The sequence below is a fragment of the Endozoicomonas euniceicola genome (assembly GCF_025562755.1).
Taxonomy (GTDB): Bacteria; Pseudomonadota; Gammaproteobacteria; order Pseudomonadales; family Endozoicomonadaceae; genus Endozoicomonas_A; species Endozoicomonas_A euniceicola.
In genome coordinates this window covers 4,945,600-4,968,393 of sequence record NZ_CP103300.1, presented here as the reverse complement: position 1 = coordinate 4,968,393, position 22,794 = coordinate 4,945,600, and the positions used below count along the sequence as shown (strand labels likewise).

The following is a 22,794-nucleotide window of genomic DNA, read 5'->3' as shown; positions in this document are numbered from 1 at the left end:
ATTAAAGCTGGCGCTCTCACTTTGTTGCAACGTATGAAATCATTCTTTCAGATTCATAATTGAAATACAGATCATTAACCATTCGATAATATTCATCATATTCAAAAGGGGTTAATAAATATCGGTTAGATAAATCCAAAAGTTCAAGTTTCCATAAATAAAGAGATGAGAAGCTGGCTAGTGCGGATAGTGAGGGGTAGGAAATTGAAAAGAATATTATTAAGCCTCTGCTTTGACAAAAAAAATCAAGATTTTCATAAAAAAATGGCTCTCGAAATATTTTATCAGGTAAGCCTTCGCATAAAATAAATCGGTACTTCTCAAGCATTTCCATGTGCATGCAACAATTACTGGTTATATCACCCAAAATATCCGGTTCCATTTTACTGCTAATATCCAAGGTGTTGCAGCCTAGATGTTCTCCCGGATGAGTATGCCCGGAGCCGCAGCCAATGACTAACTTATCGCTACAGCATATTTTATTGAAGGTCAGCATGATGAAGTTACCGTTTGGCTGATCATTTATCCAGTGAAATAAACAATGCGCCTGGATATATGGCGCATCGTTTATAGCGGCCTTAGCTATCCAGCTTCTTCTTCAGAATCTGGTTAACCATTCCCGGATTCGCCTTACCCCTTGAGGCCTTCATTGCCTGCCCTACAAAGAAGCCAATCATTTTACCACGTTTTTCGACGGGTGCGGCGCGGTAGTTTTCGACCTGCCGGGCGTTGGCTGTCAGGACTTCATCGATCATGGCTTCAATAGCGGCGGTGTCGGTGACCTGCTTCAGACCTTTTTTCTCAATGACTTCGTCAGCGTCTTTGCCTTCACCATTCCACAGGGCCTCAAACACCTTCTTGGCAATGTTGCCGGAAATCGTGTTGTCCTTGATACGGACGATCAGGCCTGCCAGCATCTCAGCGGTTACCGGACTGTCGGCGATGGTGATTTCATTGGCGTTCAGTGATCGGGACACTTCACCCAGTACCCAGTTGGATGCCAGTTTGGCATCACTGCCTTTAGCGGCGGCTTCAAAGAAGTCGGCTGTCGGCTGATCGCCGGACAGGATATCTGCGTCTACATCACTCAGTCCAAACTCGCTGATAAAGCGAGCCTTCTTCGCATCTGGCATTTCCGGCATATCGGCCCGCAGTTTTTCCAGACGGCTGTCTTCTATCACGACCGGCAGCAGGTCCGGGCAGGGGAAGTAACGATAGTCGTTGGCTTCTTCTTTGCTGCGCATGGAGCGGGCTTCCCCGGTGTCACCGTTATACAGGCGGGTTTCCTGAACGATTTTACCGCCGTCTTCCAGCACATCAATCTGGCGTTCCACTTCTTTAAGAATCGCCGCTTCCATGAACTTGAAGGAGTTCAGGTTCTTGGTTTCGGTACGGGTACCGAATTCTTCCTGGCCTGTTGGACGTACAGAAACGTTAACGTCAAAACGCATGGAACCCTGGGACATGTTACCGTCGCAGATGCCCAGCGTGGTCACGATGGAATGCAGCTTTTTAGCAAAAGCGACGGCCTCTTCCGCATTGCGCAGATCAGGCTCGGTCACGATTTCGATCAGTGGCGTACCGGCACGGTTCAGGTCGATACCGGACATGCCGTGATAATCTTCGTGCAGACTCTTACCCGCGTCTTCTTCCAGATGCGCATGATGAATGCGAATACTTTTGGTCGAACCATCATTCAGGGTGATGTCAACATGACCCGCCCCCACAATGGGTTTGTCCAGCTGGGTGGTCTGGTAACCTTTCGGCAGGTCCGGGTAGAAGTAGTTCTTGCGTTCGAACACGTTGACACGGTTGATCTCGGCATCAATGCCCAGACCAAACTTGATCGCCATGTTAATGGCCTCTTCGTTTACGACAGGCAGTACACCCGGCAGACCCAGGTCAACGGCACAGGCCTGGGTGTTTGGTTCAGCACCAAACGCCGTAGACGCGCCGGAGAAGATTTTGGTTTTGGTCGCGAGCTGTACGTGAATTTCCAGCCCGATCACTGTTTCCCATTGCATTGTATGTTACCTCGGTATCAGGCTGTAAATGGACTGGCTTTGTGGAAGTCGGTGGCTTGCTGAAAGCGGTGTGCGGCATTCAGCAGACGGCCTTCATCGAAATGACGACCAATCATTTGCAGGCCCACCGGACGACCTTCAACACTACCCGCAGGTACTGACATACCCGGCAGCCCCGCCAGGTTAACAGACAGTGTATAGATGTCGGACAGGTACATGGCCACCGGGTCGTCGCTCTTTTCACCAATGTTGAATGCGGGTGTTGGCGCGTTTGGACCCATAATGATGTCGCACTGTTCAAAGGCGTTCATAAAGTCGTCACGAATCATACGACGGATTTGCTGTGCCTTGCGGTAGTATGCATCGTAGTAACCAGCGGACAGGGCATAGGTGCCCACCAGAATACGACGCTTTACTTCTTCACCGAAACCTTCGCTGCGGCTGCGTTTGTACATATCCATCAGGTCCGCCGGGTTGTCACAACGATGCCCAAAACGCGCGCCATCGAAACGGGACAGGTTGGTGGAAGCTTCTGCTGGCGCAATCACGTAGTAGGACGGAATGGACAGCTCCAGGTTTGGCAGGCTGACTTCTTTTACGGTTGCCCCCAGTTTTTCGTACTCAGTAACGGCATCGCGGATGCGTTGTTCAACCGCAGCGTCAAGACCTGTGGAGAAATACTCTTTGGGCAGACCAATGGTCATACCTTCCAGAGAATCGTTCAGGGTAGCGGTGTAGTCCGGCACTTCACGATCCATGCAGGTGGAATCGCGAAGGTCAAAGCCTGCCATGGTGTTCAGCATCAGGGCGCAGTCTTCAGCGGTCTGTGCCATGGGGCCTGCCTGGTCAAGGCTGGAGGCGTAGGCGATCATGCCGTAACGGGATACACGACCATAGGTCGGTTTAAGGCCGGTGATGCCGCAGTGGGAAGCAGGCTGGCGAATGGAGCCTCCGGTGTCAGTACCGGTAGCACCGGCTGCCAGGCGGGCAGCTACACAGGCTGCGGAACCGCCGGAAGAACCACCGGGAATGGCTTTGGTATCCCAGGGGTTTTTTACGGCACCGTAATGGCTGTTTTCATTGGAAGAACCCATGGCGAATTCGTCCATATTGGTTTTACCCAGCATAACGGCGCTGGCTTCCTTGAACTTACGGGTCACGGTTGACTCGTAAGGGGCAACAAAGTTGTCCAGAATATTGGAGCCACAGGTGGTTTTAACACCTTCGGTGCAGAACAGGTCTTTGTGAGCCAGCGGAATACCGGTCAGGGCAGAGGCGTCACCGGCTGCACGACGCTCGTCGGCTTTTTTTGCCTGTGTCAGAGCCAGTTCTTCAGTGACTGTAATGAAGCTGTTGTAGTCGCCATCCAGCTGCTTAATGCGGTCCAGATAGCTCTGTGTCAGTTCGACACTGGAAATATCGCCAGCAGCTAATGCCTGGCTTTGTTCGGAAAGAGTTTTTTCGTACATGGTGTTTGTCAATCGCAAATTGTCAGAAGTTGGCCTGGTTGAGTCCGGTTATCAATGAATCAGTGATCATTCAATAACCTTGGGTACCAGGAACAGCCCATCCTCGACCGCAGGGGCGCAGCTTTGCAGTGTTTCGCGATTATTGGGTTCGGTTACAACGTCTTCACGCAGACGCTGGGTAGCGTCCAGAGGGTGGGCCATAGGTTCTACATTGTCGGTATTGACAGACTGCATCTGGTCCACCAGATCCAGAATTTTGTTGATGGTGCCAGCGGTGGCTTCTACCTGACTGTCATCAATAGACAGGCGTGCTAAATGGGCAACCTTCTGAACTTCAGAGGCATCAATAGCCATGGCGATCTCCGGAATCGGGTGCTTGAATCGAGGGCGTGTATTTACACTGACAGGCAAGCGTCAGTGTAAATATCAAAAATAATTGCTAAATGTATGGTCTATGGGGAGGAATCTCAAGGTGTTGGCGTGATTAAATTTAACAATACTTTTTCTGGTTTGCCAGGTCGAAGCCTTCACCAATATCAAAGAGTCTGAAAGAACCAGAGCCAGTGGATAATTGCGCCGTATCCGATCACCAAAAACCACAGGCATAGTGAATTAACCCTGTCTTAGGTAAAAGTTACCGGGAAGTTGCTCATGTGAAAACCACCTGAGTCAATACTTACGCAAGGTTTATGTCAGCCTGTCCCAATTCCTTCGACGCCAGAACGCCGGTGACAAGCACAAGCCCGGAGTTATGATTCGAATTCTGCGTTCATCTCCTTTGCCCGAAAATCGTTTACTCCGACTGAGGGTCATAAACTTGCCCAATAAAGATTATCCTGCCTGTTTCTTTGTGACGTAATATATAAAGATACGGATGGTTAAAAATGATCTCATTCGGGTAGAATCTTGCAGACAAAAATGTAGCATACGCCCTCGTACAAGCCGCAGCTTCGGTTCCTTTTCGATCAACCCTTATGTGACAATCCTGGGTAATACGACTTATGGAAAAAGGGCTTGGCGAACTTGCGACCATCCCCCCCAAATTTGCAGCTCCTGGTGTGAACAAACTAGACAGGCCTGACTGATCCAGTGGAGCATTTAAACTGATCTTGGATTGGGACGAAAAAGATGGCATCTCAACATGAAGTTTTTCTACAGTTTGGAACGATGAGAACAGCCCAATTATTATTTCTGGTGATACCTCATTGGGCATGGTGTCATTCGGAGGTAAGACAAAAACCATCTCATAATCCCCCTGATAAGGAATGGCAGCAGCACGCCAGAATTTGTAATAAGCATATCTGCCATTCTCAATGTCCCTTTTCATAGCGTCTCTCAAATGCACCCGCTCACCATTAGCCAAAGTAAACCCTAAGCTCAGGGTTCTATCAAATTCATCTTCCCAGTCCCCCGAAAAGTAGACCGCATTCATAAATGATACCGACTGATTTTCTTTCCAGTCTGAAGCTGAACAGGGAGATGGAATCATCCCCCGGGTGACTCTGCAGAAATATTTATTAAGCTTATCAGCTAATTCTTTCAGAGCAGGAGTATTCGAGAAATCAATACCGTCATGAAGAACAGTATTGTCCTGCTGCTCAAGCGCGTCTCGATAGCTTTCCCTAATACCAAGGTCAGAGGATACCACTACAGCATTTGCCGATAAGTAAACAGCCCCTTCCCCGCCTGCCGCTGTCGCGCCCTGCTCCTCTGCCAGATTAGCGACCGCCCCTTGCTCGGAAGCGGAATCATCCTCTCCTGTCAAATACCTGCTAAGTTCTGACCTGGTTTCACCGGCAGACGCTCCAAATATCAGTAACAGCGTTCGAAACACGCTATCAGGGGAAAGCACAAAATTAACTTGCAATTGCGCAGCCTGAACGAATAGTCGTATAGCCTGATTCTGGATGTGCTCAAGTAAAGACTGGGAAGGCGCTTCCTGGTGATCGGGTTCCGTATTACATAACGGACAGTCGGGAAAGTCTTCATCATTATAATTTGCCTGACAGTTCGGACACACTTTATTGACAGAATAAACCTGCAAAGGGAAACACAATAAATAAACGAAAAAAAACAGGACAGAAAACATTCCGGATTGAACAGGCTTATCAATAACTCTTTTAGTTAACAGCTTCATTTAACACCTCGGATTTGATGTTATGTGATGTCGAAGCCTAGTCTAGATAAAAAAAAGAAGGCAAGATAAGACCAACCAAAAAATGATTTTTTTGGTTTTCCAGGCCCGGGGACTTTTCTGGAAAACCACTACAAACCATAGTTCTCTGTCTTCGGAGAGATGAAGGTTCAGAGTTTATTCCGCACTTTTTCACCTTTTTGCAACATTGCGTAATTAACAGGCCTTAAAGCCCGGGGCGACCGATTTTTAGTTTGTCCAGGTTCATTTTGCCCGGATCAAAACCCACGTCCCTGTTAGTTTTGATGACGCTGTATATGCCACCATGATCGGCTACGGATGTTAGCACTTTTAACAGATCCTCAAAGTCAACCTCTGCCATAAGCGGTTTCTTTCCTGTACCATGGAAGTAGCCGCCTTCGTCTGTATTTGCTCGGATAAACTCGAAGTAGCTATCCCTGATCTTTTTAAAAGACTCAGTGGCAAAATAGGAAATTGTACTAATGGATACTTTTTGGTTATCCCAAACACCATTATCTACATTTACCCCCTCTGCCAGTTTGTAGTTTTCATACCCGACAAACCAGACATAAGTTTTAAAGTTTCTGTATTTCCTGTTTTCATGTGACTCTGTTTCTGCTATCGGGATTGTAAGATTGTCGGAATCGATCCTTGCAAGATTAAGAGTGTATTGTGATGATATGAATGGCAATATACTGAAATAGCCGTTCTCGTTGAATAGTCCGGCATGTTTGTCCAGAATGGCCAGCATTGTTCCTATACGTTTAAAAAACGCTTCGTAACTCTTAACGAGTATTGTCATTTCTGTGTATGGCAGCGATGATCTTAGAGATTGTTCGTAGATGTCTCCTCGTTCAATAGGACTAATGGCTACAGACCAGTCCGACAATTCCTGAGTATAGGTAAACACCGGAAATGAGAGAGAAATTCTATTTTTATTAAGGTCTGCTATCAAATCCCGGTACTCTTCTGAATCATAAAGTTCAGCCTGCTGCTTTATGCCGGAAATGATTTTTTGATGATGAAACGTTTTCTGTTTGCGGTCTACCATGTTGAATATTTTCACTTCATATTTATTATCCTGTTTTCTCCCGCGAAAACTGGGGTTTAAGGTACGTGTATTGATGGCCTTCCAGCTAGACAGGTCTGGTTCAGGCATGATGCTATGCCTTTGGTGCGCTATTTTTGGACAGAAACTCTCTGCATTGAAAGCCTTCATTTTATGTTTTACGTATTTCAGGCAGTTACTGCTGAACTGCTTGTCTGGGTCATCAAGCAAGTGTTGGGCGTGACTAAAACTCAGTGCATCCAGTTTGTCATATGAGCCGTGAGAACTTGCCTGAAGCGATAGTGACTCAGCAGCATAAAATACTACAGACAGAAGGATAAAAATTTTTTTTGAAGTCATTGAACTCCCCTCTCCTTTATAGCAATGTCTTTCAGACAACCTCTTAGGTCTGGAAAAGCAAAAAAAGTTCATTTTTTGTTAGAGCCCTTCTGAAAACAGACCTTCAACGAAGTAATTGGCCAGACAGACATAAACGTTTTGTAACTATTGACCTAAGTGGTTTTCACATGAGGAACTTTCCGGTAACTTTTACCTAAGACAGGGTTAATTCACTATGCCTGTGGTTTTTAGTGATCGGATACGGCAAATTATTCAGTGGTTTTCGGAGAGTGTGCATATCCTCCTGAGTCTGTTCCACTGTGCAGGTGCGCTTCAGGCTACTGGCTGTTTTCCATACAAAACCAGGCTGGCTTATGAGATAAATACCCTGTCAGAACAAAGAAGTGCTAGGATTTGATGCTTGCTCTGAATATCATGCGTTGGTAGAGTTTGCGCCATTTTAAAGAAAGCCTTGAGTCAAGGTAACTCACAAGATGCTGAAAAGGTTACGGGGTCTGTTTTCCAGCGATTTGTCGATCGACTTGGGAACCGCCAATACACTGGTCTATGTCCGCGAAAAGGGCATTGTCCTGAATGAGCCATCGGTTGTGGCCATTCGCAATCTGGGATCTCAAAAGAGCGTGGTAGCGGTTGGTGCTGACGCCAAGCGTATGCTTGGTCGTACACCAGGCAACATCACAGCGATTCGCCCCATGAAAGACGGTGTTATTGCCGATTTTGACGTGTGTGAACGCATGCTCCAGCACTTTATCAATAAAGTGCATGAGAACAGTTTTATTCAACCAAGCCCACGGGTTCTCGTGTGCGTGCCCTGTAAATCGACCAAGGTTGAACGACGGGCTATCCGCGAATCCGTGATGGGTGCCGGTGCCCGTGAAGTCTACCTGATCGAAGAACCAATGGCGGCTGCCATTGGTGCCGGCATGCCCGTTGAGGAAGCCAGTGGATCCATGGTGGTGGATATCGGTGGTGGTACTACCGAGATCGCTATTATCTCTCTGAGCGGTGTTGTTTATTCCGAGTCTATCCGTCTCGGTGGTGACCGCTTTGACGATGCCATTGTGACCTACGTTCGTCGTAATTACGGTAGTCTGATTGGTGATGCCACGGCAGAGCGAATCAAGCAGGAAATTGCGATTGCTTACCCAAGTGATGAACTGCTGGAAATTGATGTGCGTGGTCGTAATCTGGCAGAAGGTATTCCGCGCAGTTTTACTTTGAACAGTGCTGAAATTCTGGATGCGCTGCAGGAATCCCTGAGCGCGATTGTGCAGGCGGTTAAGAGTGCCCTGGAACAGTCTCCACCGGAGCTGGCTTCAGACATTGCGGAACGGGGCATGGTGTTGACCGGTGGTGGCGCATTGCTGCGTGATCTGGATAAGCTGATCAGTGAAGAAACCGGGCTGCCGGTTCTGATTGCTGAAGACCCTCTGACCTGTGTGGCCCGTGGTGGTGGCCGGGCGCTGGAAATGATGGATAAGCATCGTATGGATCTGCTGTCTACTGACTGATAGCAACTCCAAAAACGGAGTGGCTTTTCCATTCGAAGCTGTTGGGTGCCTGAAAACATCCAGCCTGCGACAGGTCAAACAGGGTTGCTTGTTTGGCCTTTTCGCGTTTAACGGGGTTAAAGAAAAATAGTGCGTTAATGGCATGCCCCCTTTGGGGTAATGCTTTTGATGGTAAAAGGAGCGCTTTTATCAAACCGATATTCAGCCAACAACAATCACTGGCAACGCGCTTTGTACTGCTGACGCTCCTGTCTCTGGGGCTATTGTTTGTTGATCACAGTTTTAATTATTTGTCCGTTGTCCGTAACTGGATGACGGCCGCTGCAACACCGGTTCAGTTTCTTGCCGACATTCCTTCCAGGGTCTGGGGTGTGGCCGATGAGTTTGTGACTTCCCGCAGTGATCTGATGGAAGATAATGCCCGCCTTAAAGCCAAAAACCTGATTCTGGAACAGAAGGTCCAGAAGCTGGCCAGTCTCACCGCTCAGAATATTCGCCTGCGCGAGCTGCTGAATTCCTCTGAACTGGTGGATGAACAGGTACAGGTGGCTGAGATCGTCGGGGTGGACCCGGACCCTTTCCGGCATATTGTCACCATCAATAAAGGTTCTTTGGACGGAGTGTTTGAAGGGCAGGCGATCGTTGATGCCCATGGTGTTATGGGACAGGTGGTTGAAGTCACACCACTGAGCAGCCGGGTGGTTCTGGTCACGGATAACTCCAGCCGGATACCGGTACAGGTAAACCGGACGGGCTACAGAGCGGTTGCCGCTGGCACAGGGTTACCGGATTCTATGGAGCTGATGCATATTCCTGATACCGCAGATATCCGGGAAGGCGACCTGTTAACCAGTTCGGGGCTTGGTCAGCGTTATCCTGCCGGTTATCCCCTTGGAACAGTCCGTAAGGTGACTCATAACCCCGGTGATGCGTTTTCCACCGTAGAGATTCAGCTGCTGGCGGAAGTGAACCGCAGCCGTTTGGTTCTGCTGGTGTTCCGCACTCCCTATGAGTCAATACTTGACCTGCCAGAGGAGGAAAATGCTGGAAAGGATAGTGCTGGAAAAGACAGTTCCGGGCAAGCGGACGGCGAGCAACAGGGAGAAGGTTCATGAGTGTACAAAGAGCCAATGCCCATTGGGTGGTGTGGGTTAGTTTGCTGGTGTCTTATGTATTAAGTATATTGCCCATGCCTGCCTGGTTATCTATTGCCCGGCCCGCGTGGATTCCCATGGTCGTTTTATATTGGGTGATGGCGCTGCCGGAACGTTTTGGTCTGTTGTTCGCCTTTGTCACCGGCATCATTCTCGATGTTTTTCTGGGAACCTATTTTGGGCAGAGCTCTATGGGCTTGCTGCTGGTGGCCGTTATTGGCCTGGGGTTGCACCGCAGGCTGCGAATGTTCCCCTGGTGGCAACAGGCATTTATGGTGCTGGTCATCATTGGGCTTTACCAGATGCTCAACCTGTGGATGCGGGCTCTCCTGGGCGGTACGCCTCCCTCTTTATGGTATCTGCTGCCTTCGGTCAGCAGTGCGGCCTTATGGCCCTGGGTGTCCGGGGTGATGAGATTTTTCCGGCGCTACTTTCGAGTAATATGAGTCGAGTAATATGAGTCGAGTAATATGATTTATCTGGCTTCCCAGTCCCCAAGACGACAGGAGTTACTGCAACAGATTGGCGTACCGTTTCAACAGCTGGTGTCTGAAATTGATGAAACCCCGTGGGGTGATGAAACCCCGGGGGGGTATGTTTGTCGCATGGCAAGAGAAAAAGCCCTGGCTGGCTGGTTGATGGTGCAGGCCAGGGGCTTGCCGGAAAAACCCCTGCTGACAGCGGATACTTCCGTTGTCATGGGATCGAAAATACTCGGTAAACCCAATAATCCTGAACACGCCTGTGATATGCTGTTGTCATTAAGTGGAAACTGTCACGAAGTGATGACGGCCATAGCGGTAACTAATGGGCATAAGACCATCGTTCGACTTTCTACCACTCAGGTGCAGATGACGCCTTTTGACCGGCTTCGTGCTGAAGCCTATGTTGCCACAGGTGAGCCTGCCGACAAGGCGGGAGCATACGGTATTCAGGGGTACGGAGCTATTCTGGTTGAATCGATTCGAGGCAGCTATTCAGGTGTAGTGGGGCTACCACTACAGGAAACCGCAGACGTTTTAAGCGAATTTGGCATCACTCCCTGGCATTCCCTGTAATGTTTTTTATTGGTTTTGATTTTCTGGTATCGGTACAGAATTGGATGTGTACTGCCATGCCAGTTTAAGGGGAAGGGAATGAGTGAAGAAATTCTGATGAATATCACGCCAATGGAATCGCGGGTGGCGTTGGTAGAAAATGGAGTCCTTCAGGAAATCTACATAGAGCGGGCTTGCAGTCGCGGTATTGTTGGCAATATCTACAAAGGTAAAATTGTCAGGGTTTTGCCCGGTATGCAGGCGGCTTTTGTGGATATAGGTCTGGAGCGGGCAGCGTTTATTCATGCCAGTGAGATTGCGCCACGCAACAGTGACAGGACCGACGAACAGGTAGAACGCCCCATTGGTGAGCTGGTGCATGAAGGTCAGTCGCTGGTCGTGCAGGTGACGAAAGATCCTCTGGGCACCAAGGGAGCACGCCTGACGACCCATATCTCTATTCCAGCACGCTATCTTGTGTTGATGCCACAGAACAACCATGTGGGTATCTCCCTGCGCATTGAAGACGCCGATGAGCGCGAGCGCCTGCGGCAGCTGGTAGAAAAATGCATTGGGCAGGAAAACTGCCAGGACAAGGGTGGCTTTATTCTGCGTACTGCTGCTGAAGGCATTGGTGAAAAGGAAGTGATGGCAGATATCCAGTTTCTGCACCGGTTGTGGGATACCACGCTGGAAACCATCAAGGAAAGCCGCACGCCAGCGGTTATTTACGAAGACCTGCCGCTTTCCCTGCGGACATTGCGTGACCTGGTGGATCCGGACATTGAAAAAATTCGAATTGATTCCAAAGCAACCTTCACCAAAGTCCACAAGTTTGTGAAAAAACTGGTCCCCCAGGTGGATGGACGAGTTGAGTATTATCCGGGCGAACGCCCTATCTTTGACCTGTTCGGGGTTGAAGATGAGATTAACAAGGCATTGAGCCGAAAGGTTCAGCTGAAGTCCGGTGGCTACCTGATCATTGACCAGACCGAAGCAATGACCACTATTGACGTGAACACTGGAGCGTTTGTCGGTCACCGCAACCTGGAAGAGACTATTTTTAAGACCAATCTGGAAGCTTCCGTCGCCATTGCCCGCCAGCTGCGCCTGCGTAATCTGGGGGGAATTATTATCATCGACTTTATTGATATGGACGACCAGGAGCACCAGCGTCAGGTGCAGCGTTCTTTTGATAAGGCCTTAGAGAAAGATCACGCGAAAACCAACATTACCGGAGTGAGTGAGCTTGGGCTGGTGGAAATGACCCGCAAGCGTACCCGGGAATCTCTGGAAAATGTACTGTGTGAAACCTGCTCAACCTGTGATGGCAAGGGTAGCCTGAAAACGGCAGAGACTGTTTGCTACGAGGTGTTCAGGGAGATTCTCCGGGCGGTTCGTGCCTATGATAGTAAAAGCTATACGGTCCTGGCTTCTGAGCAAGTGGTGGATCGCCTGCTGGATGAAGAGTCCAGCAACTTGGCTGACTTGCAGGAGTTTGTTGAGAAAACCATTCGCTTCCAGGTTGAGCCTATGTACAGTCAGGAACAATTTGATGTCATTCTTGTCTGAGTCAGATTAATAAAGCGTATTGAGCCGATGCCTGGTTTCTCTGTGCCAGCGTCGGTCATACTTTTGCGAGTGTATGAGAGAAAGACCAGGAATGAACGACGACAGGTTTTATAGTTAATGCCATCCTTTTTGAAACCTGTTTTACGCTGGAGTTTGAGGCTTAGTCTGGCTGGCCTGTTGTTACTGGCTCTGCTGGTGCTTGGTGTGCGCGTTAGTTTCAGCCTGCTGCCCCTGTTTCATGAACGAGTTGTCAGTTACCTGAATGATCAGCTGGATACCGATTTTGTTATTGATGTTCTGGAGCCCGAATGGGACGGCATTAACCCGACACTGACACTGCGAGGCTTACGTTTACAGGGACATGAAGCCGACCGACCGGCTTTTCTGGTCGAACGGCTGGATGTGGAACTGAACACCGTGGCGTCCTTTCTCAATTTCACCCCGATTGCAGATCACCTGGAAGCCAGTGCCATCAGTGTTGTTCTGGAAGGCGATGCCAGAAAACAGTGGTCGCTGTTTGGTATCAGGCCACTGGAAGAAGGCCAGGTGTCACCTGAACCTTTCGATCTTCAGAAAACCATGCACTGGCTGAGTATGCAGGGCTATGTGGACCTGACCAATATTAAGCTGGAGCTGCTGCCTTATGGTCAGGCGCCCGTGGTGTTTGACACCCATTATCTTTCTTTAAGTGAAGAGTCAGGGCTGAAACAGCTGGAGTGGCTGCTAAAGGTGGGTGAAGGTTCGGTTGAGTTTACGGCCTCTGGAAACGGAACCAATCGCTGGAACGCTGACTGGTCCGGCGTACTGGATATCAAGGATGCTGACCTCTCCAGACTTTGCTTACTCGTAGACGGCTGTAGCCAGCATTTGCTGGATGCCCGGCTGAACGCAAGCAGCCAGTGGCGTTTTCAGACCGGTTACTGGCAGGCTGACAGTAAGCTGGCGTTAACGGAACTGGTCTATGCCATAGATGGAGAGGCTTCTGTTGTTCCTGCTTCTTTCAGGACAGAATTGAAGGCAATGGGTTACAGTCAGGGGCCGGTTGTGTCTGACTGGAGTACTAAGTTGTATAACACACGTCTGGCTCAGGGTGAGGACCAGGTCTTAATTGAAAACGCTGAAGTTAGTGGCCAACACCAGGGTGAGACAACGATCAACCTGTCCATGAAAGCCCTTGATCTGACGCCGGTTAAACATCTGGCACTTGAATCCGGACTATTGCCTGAGTCCACGGCTGAACTGCTCAGTATTCTGAACCCTTCAGGAATGCTGCGGGATATCAAGATCCGTTATCTGCCCGACCGGGACCCGCTGGCAGACGGTTCTATTGTCACAAGAGCCAGACTGGACAATGTGGCTGTGGGTGCCTGGGAAGGTGCGCCATCGGCAGGCAATGTGTCGGGCAGGCTGCATATGAATACCCTGAGTGGTTATTTTGACTTGGAAACCCGGGATTTCAAACTTGGCTTTCCCGAACTGTTTCATGATGAGTGGACTTTTTATTCAGCCAAGGCCCGGCTTTACTGGGATGTTGTTGACGACATCTATCGTCTGAAGAGTGATGATATTGTGGCGGTCGGCGACGAAGGCAGGCTGAATGGCAAAATGTTGCTGGACATACCGTTTGGTTCCAGGGCGAATGAGTCTAACTATCTGGATATTGATATAGGGATTGCCGATGGCGATATCCGGTTTGCTAAAAAATATTTGCCTGTCCATATTCTCGATAAAAACCTGTCCCAGTGGCTGGAAACTGCCATCGTCGGTGGCGCTATCCACCAGGGCGGTTTCAGTATGAAAGGCCCGCTGAGCAGCGATGTGGCAGAACCCCTGCTATGGAAGCTGTCTCTTGATGTGGAAGAGGGCGAGTTTGCCTATGATCCAAAATGGCCTGCTGTCACTGGTTTTAAAGGCCACGTATTTGTTGATGACGATGAAGTTCTGGTAGAGGCTGAGCAGGGCAGAACTTTTGATACGGTGCTGGAGCAGGCAAAAGTGTCCCTCGACCTGAACGATAAGCTGCTGACACTCCATTTAGACAGCAAGGTTCAGGTACCGGGTAAAGATATTGTACGACTTCTGACTGAAACACCGTTAGCGGAATACTCTGATAATGCAGCCACGAACTGGACAATGGGCGGGGATTTTTCCGGTCACTTTAATCTGGCTTTACCGATTGAAGAGGTTGAGAAGGTTAGTGTTCAGGTCGATCTGAAAACCAGCAATGGTTACTTTGCGACAAAGTCTCCGGATTTGGAACTTGATCAGGTTCATGGTGCTTACTCGTTTGATTTAGAGAATGGGCTGCAGGCTAAACAGGTAGAAGCTCAATTCCTTGGGAGTAAAGTCAGTGGCTCTATTGCTTCAACCGTTGACCACCGGGGCAGTAAAACCATGCAGCTGGACTGGCAAGGAAAGATGGCTATTGACGCCTTGCAAAGCTGGCTGGAACTGGATTTTCTCAGTCTGCTGGAAGGTGCTACAGATTACACGGGCAGTCTGGTGTTGAAAGAGACCGGAGACTTACAGGCGCAACTTGCTATCCAGAGCGACCTCGAAGGCCTGGAAATTGAATTGCCCGCGCCTTTGGGTATGACTGCGAGAGATAAAAAATCTGTAGATATCAGGTTGAATGCCTTCAGGGATCGAAATGAGTTACTGGTTCGGCTGGGTGATGTCGGGCGAACTCGTTTTCTGTTTGATCCTGAATTTGATTTCAAAGCCGCTGCGGTTCATCTGGGCAAAGGCGGAGCTTTACCAGTAATGGAGCCGGGTAAAATTCTGGTATCGGGTTCTATTCCAGAGCTGGATATTGGCCCATGGCTTGAGACTTTTGGTGGGCAGCCAGCCGGTGAAGACGAGCTTAACCTGTTGTCTCAGGTGGAAATGGATAATGTCAAAATCGATAAACTGATTTACGACGAAAATTCCTGGGATGACCTGCTGCTGAGGGTTAAACCGGGCGCAAATTATACTGAGGTTACCATAAACAGTGAACCTGTTGACGGGCAGTTATTAATCCCTGGTCGTCCATCTCTACCCTTTACGCTGGACTTGAACCGTTTACACCTTCCTGAGCTGCCCCAACAGGAGGAAGGGAAAGAGCAGGAGGAAGGGGAAGAACGGGATGAAAGCAGGGAAGACTGGTTGGCCAGTATCGACCCCAGGGGGCTGCCTTCAGCGATAGTGAAAATTGCTTCGCTGAAAGTCGGGTCGCGTGATTTAGGTGATTTGTCGTTTATTATGCAGCCGGCACCAAACGGTAAGCGTATCAGCGATATTAAGTCTGGCATAGAAGGCAATAACTTTACCGGAACCGTGGACTGGCTCTACATTAATGGTCAGCATCAGACCCGATATCAGGGATCGCTGTGGGGCAAGCATATAGATAAACTGCAAGAGTCGTTTGGGTTGCCGGTTTTGGTGGAAGCTAAAGACACCCGGATTGAAACCTCGCTTGAGTGGCAGGGATCTCCTCTTGGGGTCAATATGAGTACCCTTAACGGTTCTTTAAAACTGCGCCATAAAAACGGCATCCTGAAACAGCTGGAAGGTGGCGCGGGAGGGGCGCTTAAGCTCTTTGGCATCTTTAATACTGAAGCGTTACAGCGGAGGTTGCTGCTGGACTTCTCTGACCTTTATTCATCCGGTGTGAGCTTCGATACGGTAACGGGGCTGCTGGACTTCGATAATGGTATCATTACCTTTAAAGACCCCCTGGTCGTTGAAGGCCCGTCATCGGATTTCAAGCTGGATGGTTTGATCAACATGAGGGATGAGGTTATGGACCTCAACCTGGTGGTGACACTGCCAGTGACTTCAAACCTGCCTATTCTCAGTGTGCTATTTGGAACGGCTCCCCAGGTGGCAGGCATCATCTACCTGGTGGACAAATTGCTTGGACGACAGGTGGATCAGTTAGCCAGTATTCGCTACCGGATTACCGGTAGTTTTGATGAGCCTTCGATCACCTTGGACCAGCTATTCTCCGGTGATGCTAAAAGGTCGGGTTCCGGAGAACAATAAAACGACGAATATCGTATGAATGCGTTCGGCATTTTCTCTGGAAGTTTCGTTCGTGTACATCCTTGTAGGCAGGTGCTTTGTACTGTAAGGGGCGCAGCATTCAATAACTTACCGGGCTGTTGGCTTTTGGCTATTAGCTGCTCATACAGCCAACCGCCAACAGCCAACAGCCAACAGCCAACAGCGGTATATTATGTTCTGCTGCTTCCCTAAGTATTGTCGTCAAATCTTTCGCGGGCTAAAACATCCCGGGACTTCCCGTAACAGTCGATCTTATAATAGAACTTCTGAGTATTTCACTGTAGTTAGGTGGCCCTGGTATTGGCTCTTGTTGCTCTTGTTGCTCTTGTCGACGAACTTCAATATCTTCTCCACGGTGAATTACTCTGACGTTTTGCAATCTTATAGCGGCATTCAAGCGACTACTGTCGAATCTTAGTTCGATGGGGGCTCTGCTGTCACCATCTAAGGTGGTGTGTTCACTATTTATGACTCTTTCTACGTCTTCATGACTTGTTAATGGGTACCTTGTCACGATCAAACGATACTCGTAACTGCGGGGTCTATAATAGCATTCCGCTATCTGCCCATCAGGGGTTTCGATGAAGGTCTCGCCTCCTGACTTTGCTCTTCTGTTTAAAATTACACCCATTTCGAATGAAGGCTTGGTTGCCCCGACCGGTGCAGCAGCAAGGTTGACATACACGGAGCTCTCTCCGAATTGATGAACGCTGTCGAAAATTAAACCTCTATTGAAATGTTCAATATGCTCATGTACTGGGAATATATTAAAGGTAGTGGGCTGCATGCGGCTTGATATAATCGACTCAAAACCCTCAAACGAGTCCATGCGTTGAGGGGTGCTGGTAGATCTGAGTCTTATGGCATGTGATAAAATCCGCAGCAGATTGGTTCTTTGGTTTTCAATAAACAGGCTAGCGGTGTCGTATGAGCTATCTGCTACGGTTCCGCGAACCATAAAGTTTTTATAGTATTTTTCATGAGCTAATCGATAATAGCTAGCGAAATCGAGATTACCTGATCGCTGCGGCAGGATTGTAGACCATTGAAAACCTTCCTCAGCACTGTGAGACTGAAATGAAACCAGAACACACACCAGAAACATGATGTAAGAAAAAACACAGCTACGTCTTAATATCATGATCATTCCCCAGGCAGCCATGATCGGAAAATACCTGCAAAGTATGTACGGCAAATTGTCGAGAGTCTGTTCAACCAGGCCTTCCCCGGACGGAAGAAGTTTAGTGCCTGAAGGTCGCTTTTCAAGGTAGAATTAGCAGTGCTATAAAACTTACTCATAACCAGCCTGAGCAATCTATGACTGATATTCTTTCACAGGCGCAGAATCACCTGCTGGCGCCAGCCAATATTGAAGCCAGGGATTTGTCCCGGGTGCTGGACAGTATTTTGGGGCACACTGTTGATGCTGCCGATCTCTACTTTCAGTCTACCCGCCATGAAGCCTGGGTTCTGGAAGACAGTATTGTTAAAGAGGGCAGCTTTAATGTTGATGGCGGCGTGGGTGTACGGGCCATCAGCGGTGAAAAAACCGGCTTTGCCTATTCCAATGAAATTGTTGTGCCGGCGCTGGAGCAGGCAGCCAGCGCTGCTCGCAGCATTGCCCGACAGGGGCAACAGCAACAGGTTCAGGCCTGGGGGCGTAGCCAGCCACTGGCGCTTTATCCTGCCGGAAATCCACTGGACTCCATGACCCGGGAAGATAAGGTGGCTTTGCTGAAAGCAGTTGATCAGGAAGCCCGATCGATGGACAGCCGTGTCAAACAGGTGACCGTGAGTCTGGCGGGAGTCCATGAAGTGGTGATGGTAGCTGCATCCGATGGCACTCTGGCTGGCGATATTCGCCCGCTGGTTCGATTGAACGTTAGTGTTATTGCCGAACATGAAGGGCGTATAGAAAGAGGTTCCGCCGGTGGTGGTGGCCGGGGCGACTATCAGCAATTTGTGTTGGATGGCACTGCTAAAGGATTTGCCCGGGAAGCGGTGCGTCAGGCACTGGTAAACCTGGAAGCGGTGCCTGCACCGGCAGGCAGTATGCCGGTGGTACTGGCTGCTGGCTGGTCGGGTGTTCTGTTGCATGAAGCGGTAGGACATGGTCTTGAAGGCGACTTTAACCGTAAAGGCAGTTCTTCCTACGCTGGTCGTATTGGTGAACGGGTGGCTTCGCCCCTGTGTACCATTGTGGATGACGGTACCCTGAGTGGTCGTCGTGGTTCACTGAACATGGATGATGAAGGGGTTCCTACCGAAAGTACGGTACTGATTGAGAATGGCATCCTTAAGGGCTACATGCAAGATAAGCTCAACGCCCGGCTGATGGGTGTTGCTCCCACAGGTAATGGACGTCGGGAGTCTTATTCACATCTGCCAATGCCCAGAATGACTAACACTTACATGCTGGCGGGGGCGCATGACCCTGATGAAATTATCGCCAGTGTAGACCGGGGCATCTACGTCAGCAATATGGGCGGCGGACAGGTGGATATCACCTCTGGCAAATTCGTCTTCTCAACCAGTGAAGCCTACCTGATTGAAAAGGGTAAAATAACGACCCCCGTAAAAGGTGCCACACTGATTGGCAATGGTCCGGATGTTATGAACCGGGTCTCCATGGTGGGTAACAACCTGGAGCTGGACACGGGTATTGGCGTCTGCGGCAAAGAGGGGCAGTCGGTGCCGGTAGGAGTGGGTCAGCCAACCCTGAAAATTGATGATATTACGGTGGGTGGTACTGCCTGACTTAAAAGTAGCTGAGCAGCAAAATGCTCAGCTACCGCTTATGAGATGTCAGATAACTCCCGGGTGATTTTTGCTAATGAAAATGGAGTATGATGTTACGGCAGAGTCCCTGTTTCTAATATTGTATACCTGAACCTGTCAGGATCTCCGGTAGAGTCAAAACCAGGAAGCTCAAAACGGTTTTCAGAGGGGTGCCATTCCACGTTTTGATGAACTTGTACATTGTAACTCAGGCAAACATCAACATATCTTCTGGCGGTCTGGCTTCCTGACTCACGGAGATTCTGCAATACTGTGGGTAGTAAATCAGGATTATGATTAAAAGAAATATAATAACCTGATGTACCAGCTGCTGCAGACCCTGTTTGATGTAATCCCTGAAAGCCTTGTTGAGTGAATCGCGGCATTAGATTATGTGGAAGGAAAGCAAGCCCTAATGTATGTCTTGCCATAATATCCAGAATCAGGAAATGCCTGTCATCGACTGTATGTATAAGGAACGCAATATTTCCGTCGTGGAACCTTATGGCCTGAATCTTATAAATTTTAGGTACAATAGCAAACATTAAGTGTTTACCCCTGGCAGGAACAGGCATGGCTGTTCCTCGATAATTTGATGCAGCTGACTCAGCATCTTCTTTTGCTTTGTTCGCAAGAGTGGCAGCTGGTACATAGCCATCAAATTTAATTAAAATTTTCTTGTACTCATTAGGGTCGTCATATTCAATTTGAGTCTCACCAATCCGGCTGAAACCTGCCCACAATTCAGTTTGCCAAAGCAGCAGAAAAATAAGCAGCGTCTTTATGGTATTTTTATTAAAATTTTTGTTTTTCAAGATGTCCACCTTGCTGGAATAATCCAAGTGGACTTCAGGATAGATGACAGGTTCAAAAAAATTTGCTTTTTTGAACCCTGATATTCAGTCGAATTCGGTCGCCAGGTCTGGATGGTCTTTATGCTTCACCATCAGGGCAATATCTTCAGCAATGGTTCTGCCCCGGGAGAGGGTTGGCAACTGATTAACCTCGAAAAAATCAATCTCGGAAATCTCGATGTTTTCTTTCGCCTCTCCACCCTGAAGTTCACAAAGAAACAGCAGTTTCAAGAGGTGGTGAGCATTGCGGGGATGGTAGGGGTGGCGGAGGGTATCCCGCACGGCCACCAGTTTGACAGCTTTGACGATATACCCGGACTCTTCCAGAGTTTCCCGCTCAGCGCCCAGGGCCGGTGATTCGCAGACATCGGCCCAGCCTCCGGGCAATGCCCAGCAACCATCGGAACGCTCTTTGACCAGAAGGATTTTATCGTCCCTGAACACTCCGGCGCGTATATCCAGTTTGGGAGTGGTGTAACCATTTTCTCCGACAAAGTACTGATCGACCTTAGACCTGGGGGCTCCACTGAGCTGAGCTGTCATATCATGGGCGATTGATTGCAGCTGGTGGTAGCGTTCGATATCAAATTGCCCATCGGCATAAGCAAGCCCGTTCTGGGCAATGGCTCTCAGTTGTTCTACCCAGTCGAGCCATTGCTGTTCCTGATGCTGTTCCTGATGATCCTGCATAGCTTATGCCTCTTGAAGATTGCTTTTATCGTCACCCGCCCCCAGTAATTGTGCAAGGCCATTGTGGTGAGACGATTCCAAAAGAATTTTTATACACATGGTCAGAGGGACGGAGAGTAGCATACCAATGGGTCCCAACAGCCAGCCCCAGAGTACCAGTGACAGAAAAACGACCAGGGATGAGAGCCCAAGCCCTTTGCCCAGAACCCTGGGTTCCACCAGGTTGCCAATCACCATATTGATGGCGACATAACCGGCTGCGACCAGCGCTGCGTCGCCGGGGCTCTGTTGCAGCAGGGTGATAAGGATGCCCGGTATGGCGGCGATTATAGAACCAATATTGGGAATGAAGTTAAGAAAAAATGCCACCAGTCCCGCCAGCACGTAGAATTGAACTCCTTTCATCTGCAACATTAACGCCACTGACAGACCGGTGATGGCACTAAGGATGGACTTCAGAACGACATAACGGTTAACGCTGGAAACAAAGCGTTCAACATCCAGAAGTTGCCGCTCCGGGTCGGGCAGCGCACGCTGAAGCTTGCCTTGCAGCAGTGGCACCTCGAACAGCATGAATACTACGGTCAGTAAGATCACCACGACGTAACTGGTGGCACTGCTCATGCGGGAAACAAGCGAGGTGGCAAGATTAAACAGCCACTGGGTATCAAGGGTATTAAACAGAGTGCTGAAATCCACAGTGATGCCTCTTTTCAGCAACGAACTCTGAAAACGCGTGATCATTTCCAGCAGGTCCTGGCGATAGCCCGGCAGAACTCTGGAAAACTCCTGGGCTGCATAACCCGCCATCCCCATCAATGACGCACAGAGCAGCACCAGCAGTGAAATCACCAGCAGTACCCCCAGCGCTCTTGGCAGATACAGTTTTTCCAGTCCGCTGATAACAGGGTTTAACATCATCGAAATAAAGTAAGCCAGCAACAGCGGTGAAATAATATCGCTGCTGAGGCGGATGCCCGCAAGAATAACGACCACGGCTGCAATGGTTAGCAAAGCTTGTGTAGACTGGCTGTGTGTAAGCGTCATAAGTGAATAAGTGTTTAATAGGTGATGACAGAGGCGCATCATCGCTTAAAGCGAGGATTTTGCCAATGTCATCACCTGTTAACTGACGGATTTCTTACAGCTTATGAACGAACCGGCGCTGCTAATTTGTTTTCTTTATCTGAAAGTTGTCGTTCAGTTTTGCGATGCCGGCGCAGACTATCGGTACTGAAGATCACCAGTGCCACCCAGATCAGTCCAAAGCAGATCAGCTGCGCATTGGTGAACGGTTCCTTAAACAGAAATACACCAATCAGGAACGACATGGAGGGAATCATGTACTGCATCAGGCCAAGGGTCGACAGAGGCAGTTTTTTGGCCGCTATATTGAAGCAGATCAGCGGGAAGGTGGTTGCAAGCCCGGCCAGACTAAGTAGTGCAGAGGTGCTCAGGTCGTCCATACGGAAGTGGTAGTTGCCAGACTGATAGCTTATTGCAAAATAAACCAGGGCTACCGGTAACAGGAACAGGGTTTCAAAGGCCAGTCCCGGCGCCGCGGCGACAACGGTTCTTTTTCGAACCAGTCCGTAAGTGCCAAAGCTGCAGGCAACCGTAAGCGCGACCCAGGGGATAGTACCCAGCATAACGGTCTGGATCACAACGGCAGTGGTTGCCAGAGAAACAGCCAGTAACTGCGCTTTGTTCAGGCGTTCGCCCAGGAAAACAAAGCCCAGAAAAACACTAACTAATGGATTAATAAAGTATCCAAGCGTTGTTTCCAGCAGACGGTTATTACTGACAGCCCAGATAAAGGTTAGCCAGTTTGTGGCCACCAGAATGGCAGACAGTGACAGCCATGCCATCGTCTTCGGATTTTTCAGGATGTCCATAAATTGCGACATCTGTCGTTTTACTGCCAACAGGCCAAACAGCAGAATCGTGGACCAGAGCACCCTGTGTCCAAGCACTTCTATGGGAGGAACATGGGCAAGTAGCTTGAAATAAAGGGGGATCAGCCCCCAGACTGAAAATGCCATCAAAGCGGCATTGAAACCGGAATAGTCCTTGTTTTCAGACACGGTGCAATCTC

The 22,794-nt window shown here is 49.2% G+C and carries 18 protein-coding genes; 7 read left to right on the top strand and 11 right to left on the bottom strand.

Going from position 1 to position 22,794, the window contains the following annotated elements; translation table 11 throughout:
• Positions 1-16: 16 nt before the first annotated feature.
• The 6 genes from NX720_RS20120 to NX720_RS20095 form a co-directional block, all read right to left on the bottom strand.
• Entirely contained in the window at positions 17-496 is a 480-nt protein-coding gene (locus NX720_RS20120) for a hypothetical protein (protein WP_262597021.1), read from the bottom strand.
• Between the two features lie 82 nt (positions 497-578).
• The gene (gene gatB, locus NX720_RS20115) at positions 579-2,024 is read right to left on the bottom strand and encodes an Asp-tRNA(Asn)/Glu-tRNA(Gln) amidotransferase subunit GatB (protein ID WP_262597020.1); all 1,446 of its coding nucleotides are present in this window, start codon (positions 2,022-2,024) and stop codon (positions 579-581) included.
• Positions 2,025-2,041: 17 nt separating this feature from the next.
• Positions 2,042-3,493 carry an Asp-tRNA(Asn)/Glu-tRNA(Gln) amidotransferase subunit GatA gene (gatA, locus tag NX720_RS20110; protein WP_262597019.1) on the bottom strand — a complete coding sequence of 484 codons (1,452 nt, stop codon included), beginning with the start codon at positions 3,491-3,493 and terminating at the stop codon, positions 2,042-2,044.
• A 66-nt stretch (positions 3,494-3,559) separates the two neighbouring features.
• Positions 3,560-3,847, bottom strand: a complete 288-nt coding sequence (gene gatC / locus NX720_RS20105; RefSeq protein WP_262597018.1) for an Asp-tRNA(Asn)/Glu-tRNA(Gln) amidotransferase subunit GatC — start codon at positions 3,845-3,847, stop codon at positions 3,560-3,562.
• Positions 3,848-4,286: 439 nt separating this feature from the next.
• Positions 4,287-5,630, bottom strand: coding sequence for a serpin family protein (locus NX720_RS20100; RefSeq protein ID WP_262597015.1), 1,344 nt, complete (start codon positions 5,628-5,630; stop codon positions 4,287-4,289).
• 223 nt (positions 5,631-5,853) lie between these two features.
• Positions 5,854-6,807 carry a hypothetical protein gene (locus tag NX720_RS20095; RefSeq protein WP_262597013.1) on the bottom strand — a complete coding sequence of 318 codons (954 nt, stop codon included), beginning with the start codon at positions 6,805-6,807 and terminating at the stop codon, positions 5,854-5,856.
• A gap of 722 nt (positions 6,808-7,529) precedes the next feature.
• Between NX720_RS20095 and NX720_RS20090 the strand changes: the two genes are divergently transcribed.
• The 6 genes from NX720_RS20090 (at position 7,530) to NX720_RS20065 (ending at position 16,356) form a co-directional block, all read left to right on the top strand.
• Positions 7,530-8,567, top strand: coding sequence for a rod shape-determining protein (locus NX720_RS20090; protein WP_262563848.1), 1,038 nt, complete (start codon positions 7,530-7,532; stop codon positions 8,565-8,567).
• 137 nt (positions 8,568-8,704) lie between these two features.
• On the top strand, positions 8,705-9,682 hold the full coding sequence (gene mreC / locus NX720_RS20085; protein ID WP_262597011.1) for a rod shape-determining protein MreC: 978 nt from the start codon (positions 8,705-8,707) through the stop codon (positions 9,680-9,682).
• Entirely contained in the window at positions 9,679-10,167 is a 489-nt protein-coding gene (gene mreD, locus NX720_RS20080) for a rod shape-determining protein MreD (protein ID WP_262597008.1), read from the top strand. Before mreC ends, mreD begins: the two co-directional genes overlap by 4 nt.
• A gap of 24 nt (positions 10,168-10,191) precedes the next feature.
• Entirely contained in the window at positions 10,192-10,779 is a 588-nt protein-coding gene (locus NX720_RS20075; RefSeq protein ID WP_262597006.1) for a Maf family protein, read from the top strand.
• Positions 10,780-10,857: 78 nt separating this feature from the next.
• The gene (gene rng / locus NX720_RS20070) at positions 10,858-12,330 is read left to right on the top strand and encodes a ribonuclease G (RefSeq protein ID WP_262597004.1); all 1,473 of its coding nucleotides are present in this window, start codon (positions 10,858-10,860) and stop codon (positions 12,328-12,330) included.
• 117 nt (positions 12,331-12,447) lie between these two features.
• Complete coding sequence (locus tag NX720_RS20065; RefSeq protein WP_262597002.1) at positions 12,448-16,356, top strand: YhdP family protein; 3,909 nt, start codon at positions 12,448-12,450, stop codon at positions 16,354-16,356.
• Positions 16,357-16,594: 238 nt separating this feature from the next.
• Here the strand turns inward: NX720_RS20065 and NX720_RS20060 are convergent, their stop codons facing one another.
• Complete coding sequence (locus NX720_RS20060; protein ID WP_262597001.1) at positions 16,595-17,539, bottom strand: hypothetical protein; 945 nt, start codon at positions 17,537-17,539, stop codon at positions 16,595-16,597.
• 155 nt (positions 17,540-17,694) lie between these two features.
• Here NX720_RS20060 and tldD point away from each other — a divergent pair, with 155 nt between their 5' ends.
• Positions 17,695-19,134, top strand: a complete 1,440-nt coding sequence (gene tldD, locus NX720_RS20055; protein WP_262596998.1) for a metalloprotease TldD — start codon at positions 17,695-17,697, stop codon at positions 19,132-19,134.
• Between the two features lie 95 nt (positions 19,135-19,229).
• Here tldD and NX720_RS20050 read toward each other — a convergent pair whose 3' ends face one another.
• The 4 genes from NX720_RS20050 to rarD form a co-directional block, all read right to left on the bottom strand.
• Positions 19,230-19,970, bottom strand: a complete 741-nt coding sequence (locus tag NX720_RS20050; protein ID WP_262596996.1) for a hypothetical protein — start codon at positions 19,968-19,970, stop codon at positions 19,230-19,232.
• Between the two features lie 84 nt (positions 19,971-20,054).
• Positions 20,055-20,699: an NUDIX hydrolase gene (locus NX720_RS20045; protein ID WP_262596993.1), complete on the bottom strand. Its 645-nt coding sequence runs from the start codon at positions 20,697-20,699 to the stop codon at positions 20,055-20,057.
• Between the two features lie 3 nt (positions 20,700-20,702).
• Positions 20,703-21,746 (bottom strand): AI-2E family transporter, encoded by a 1,044-nt coding sequence (locus NX720_RS20040; RefSeq protein WP_262596991.1) that lies wholly within the window; start codon positions 21,744-21,746, stop codon positions 20,703-20,705.
• 101 nt (positions 21,747-21,847) lie between these two features.
• Positions 21,848-22,783: an EamA family transporter RarD gene (rarD, locus tag NX720_RS20035; protein WP_262596989.1), complete on the bottom strand. Its 936-nt coding sequence runs from the start codon at positions 22,781-22,783 to the stop codon at positions 21,848-21,850.
• Between the last annotated feature and the right edge of the window lie 11 nt (positions 22,784-22,794).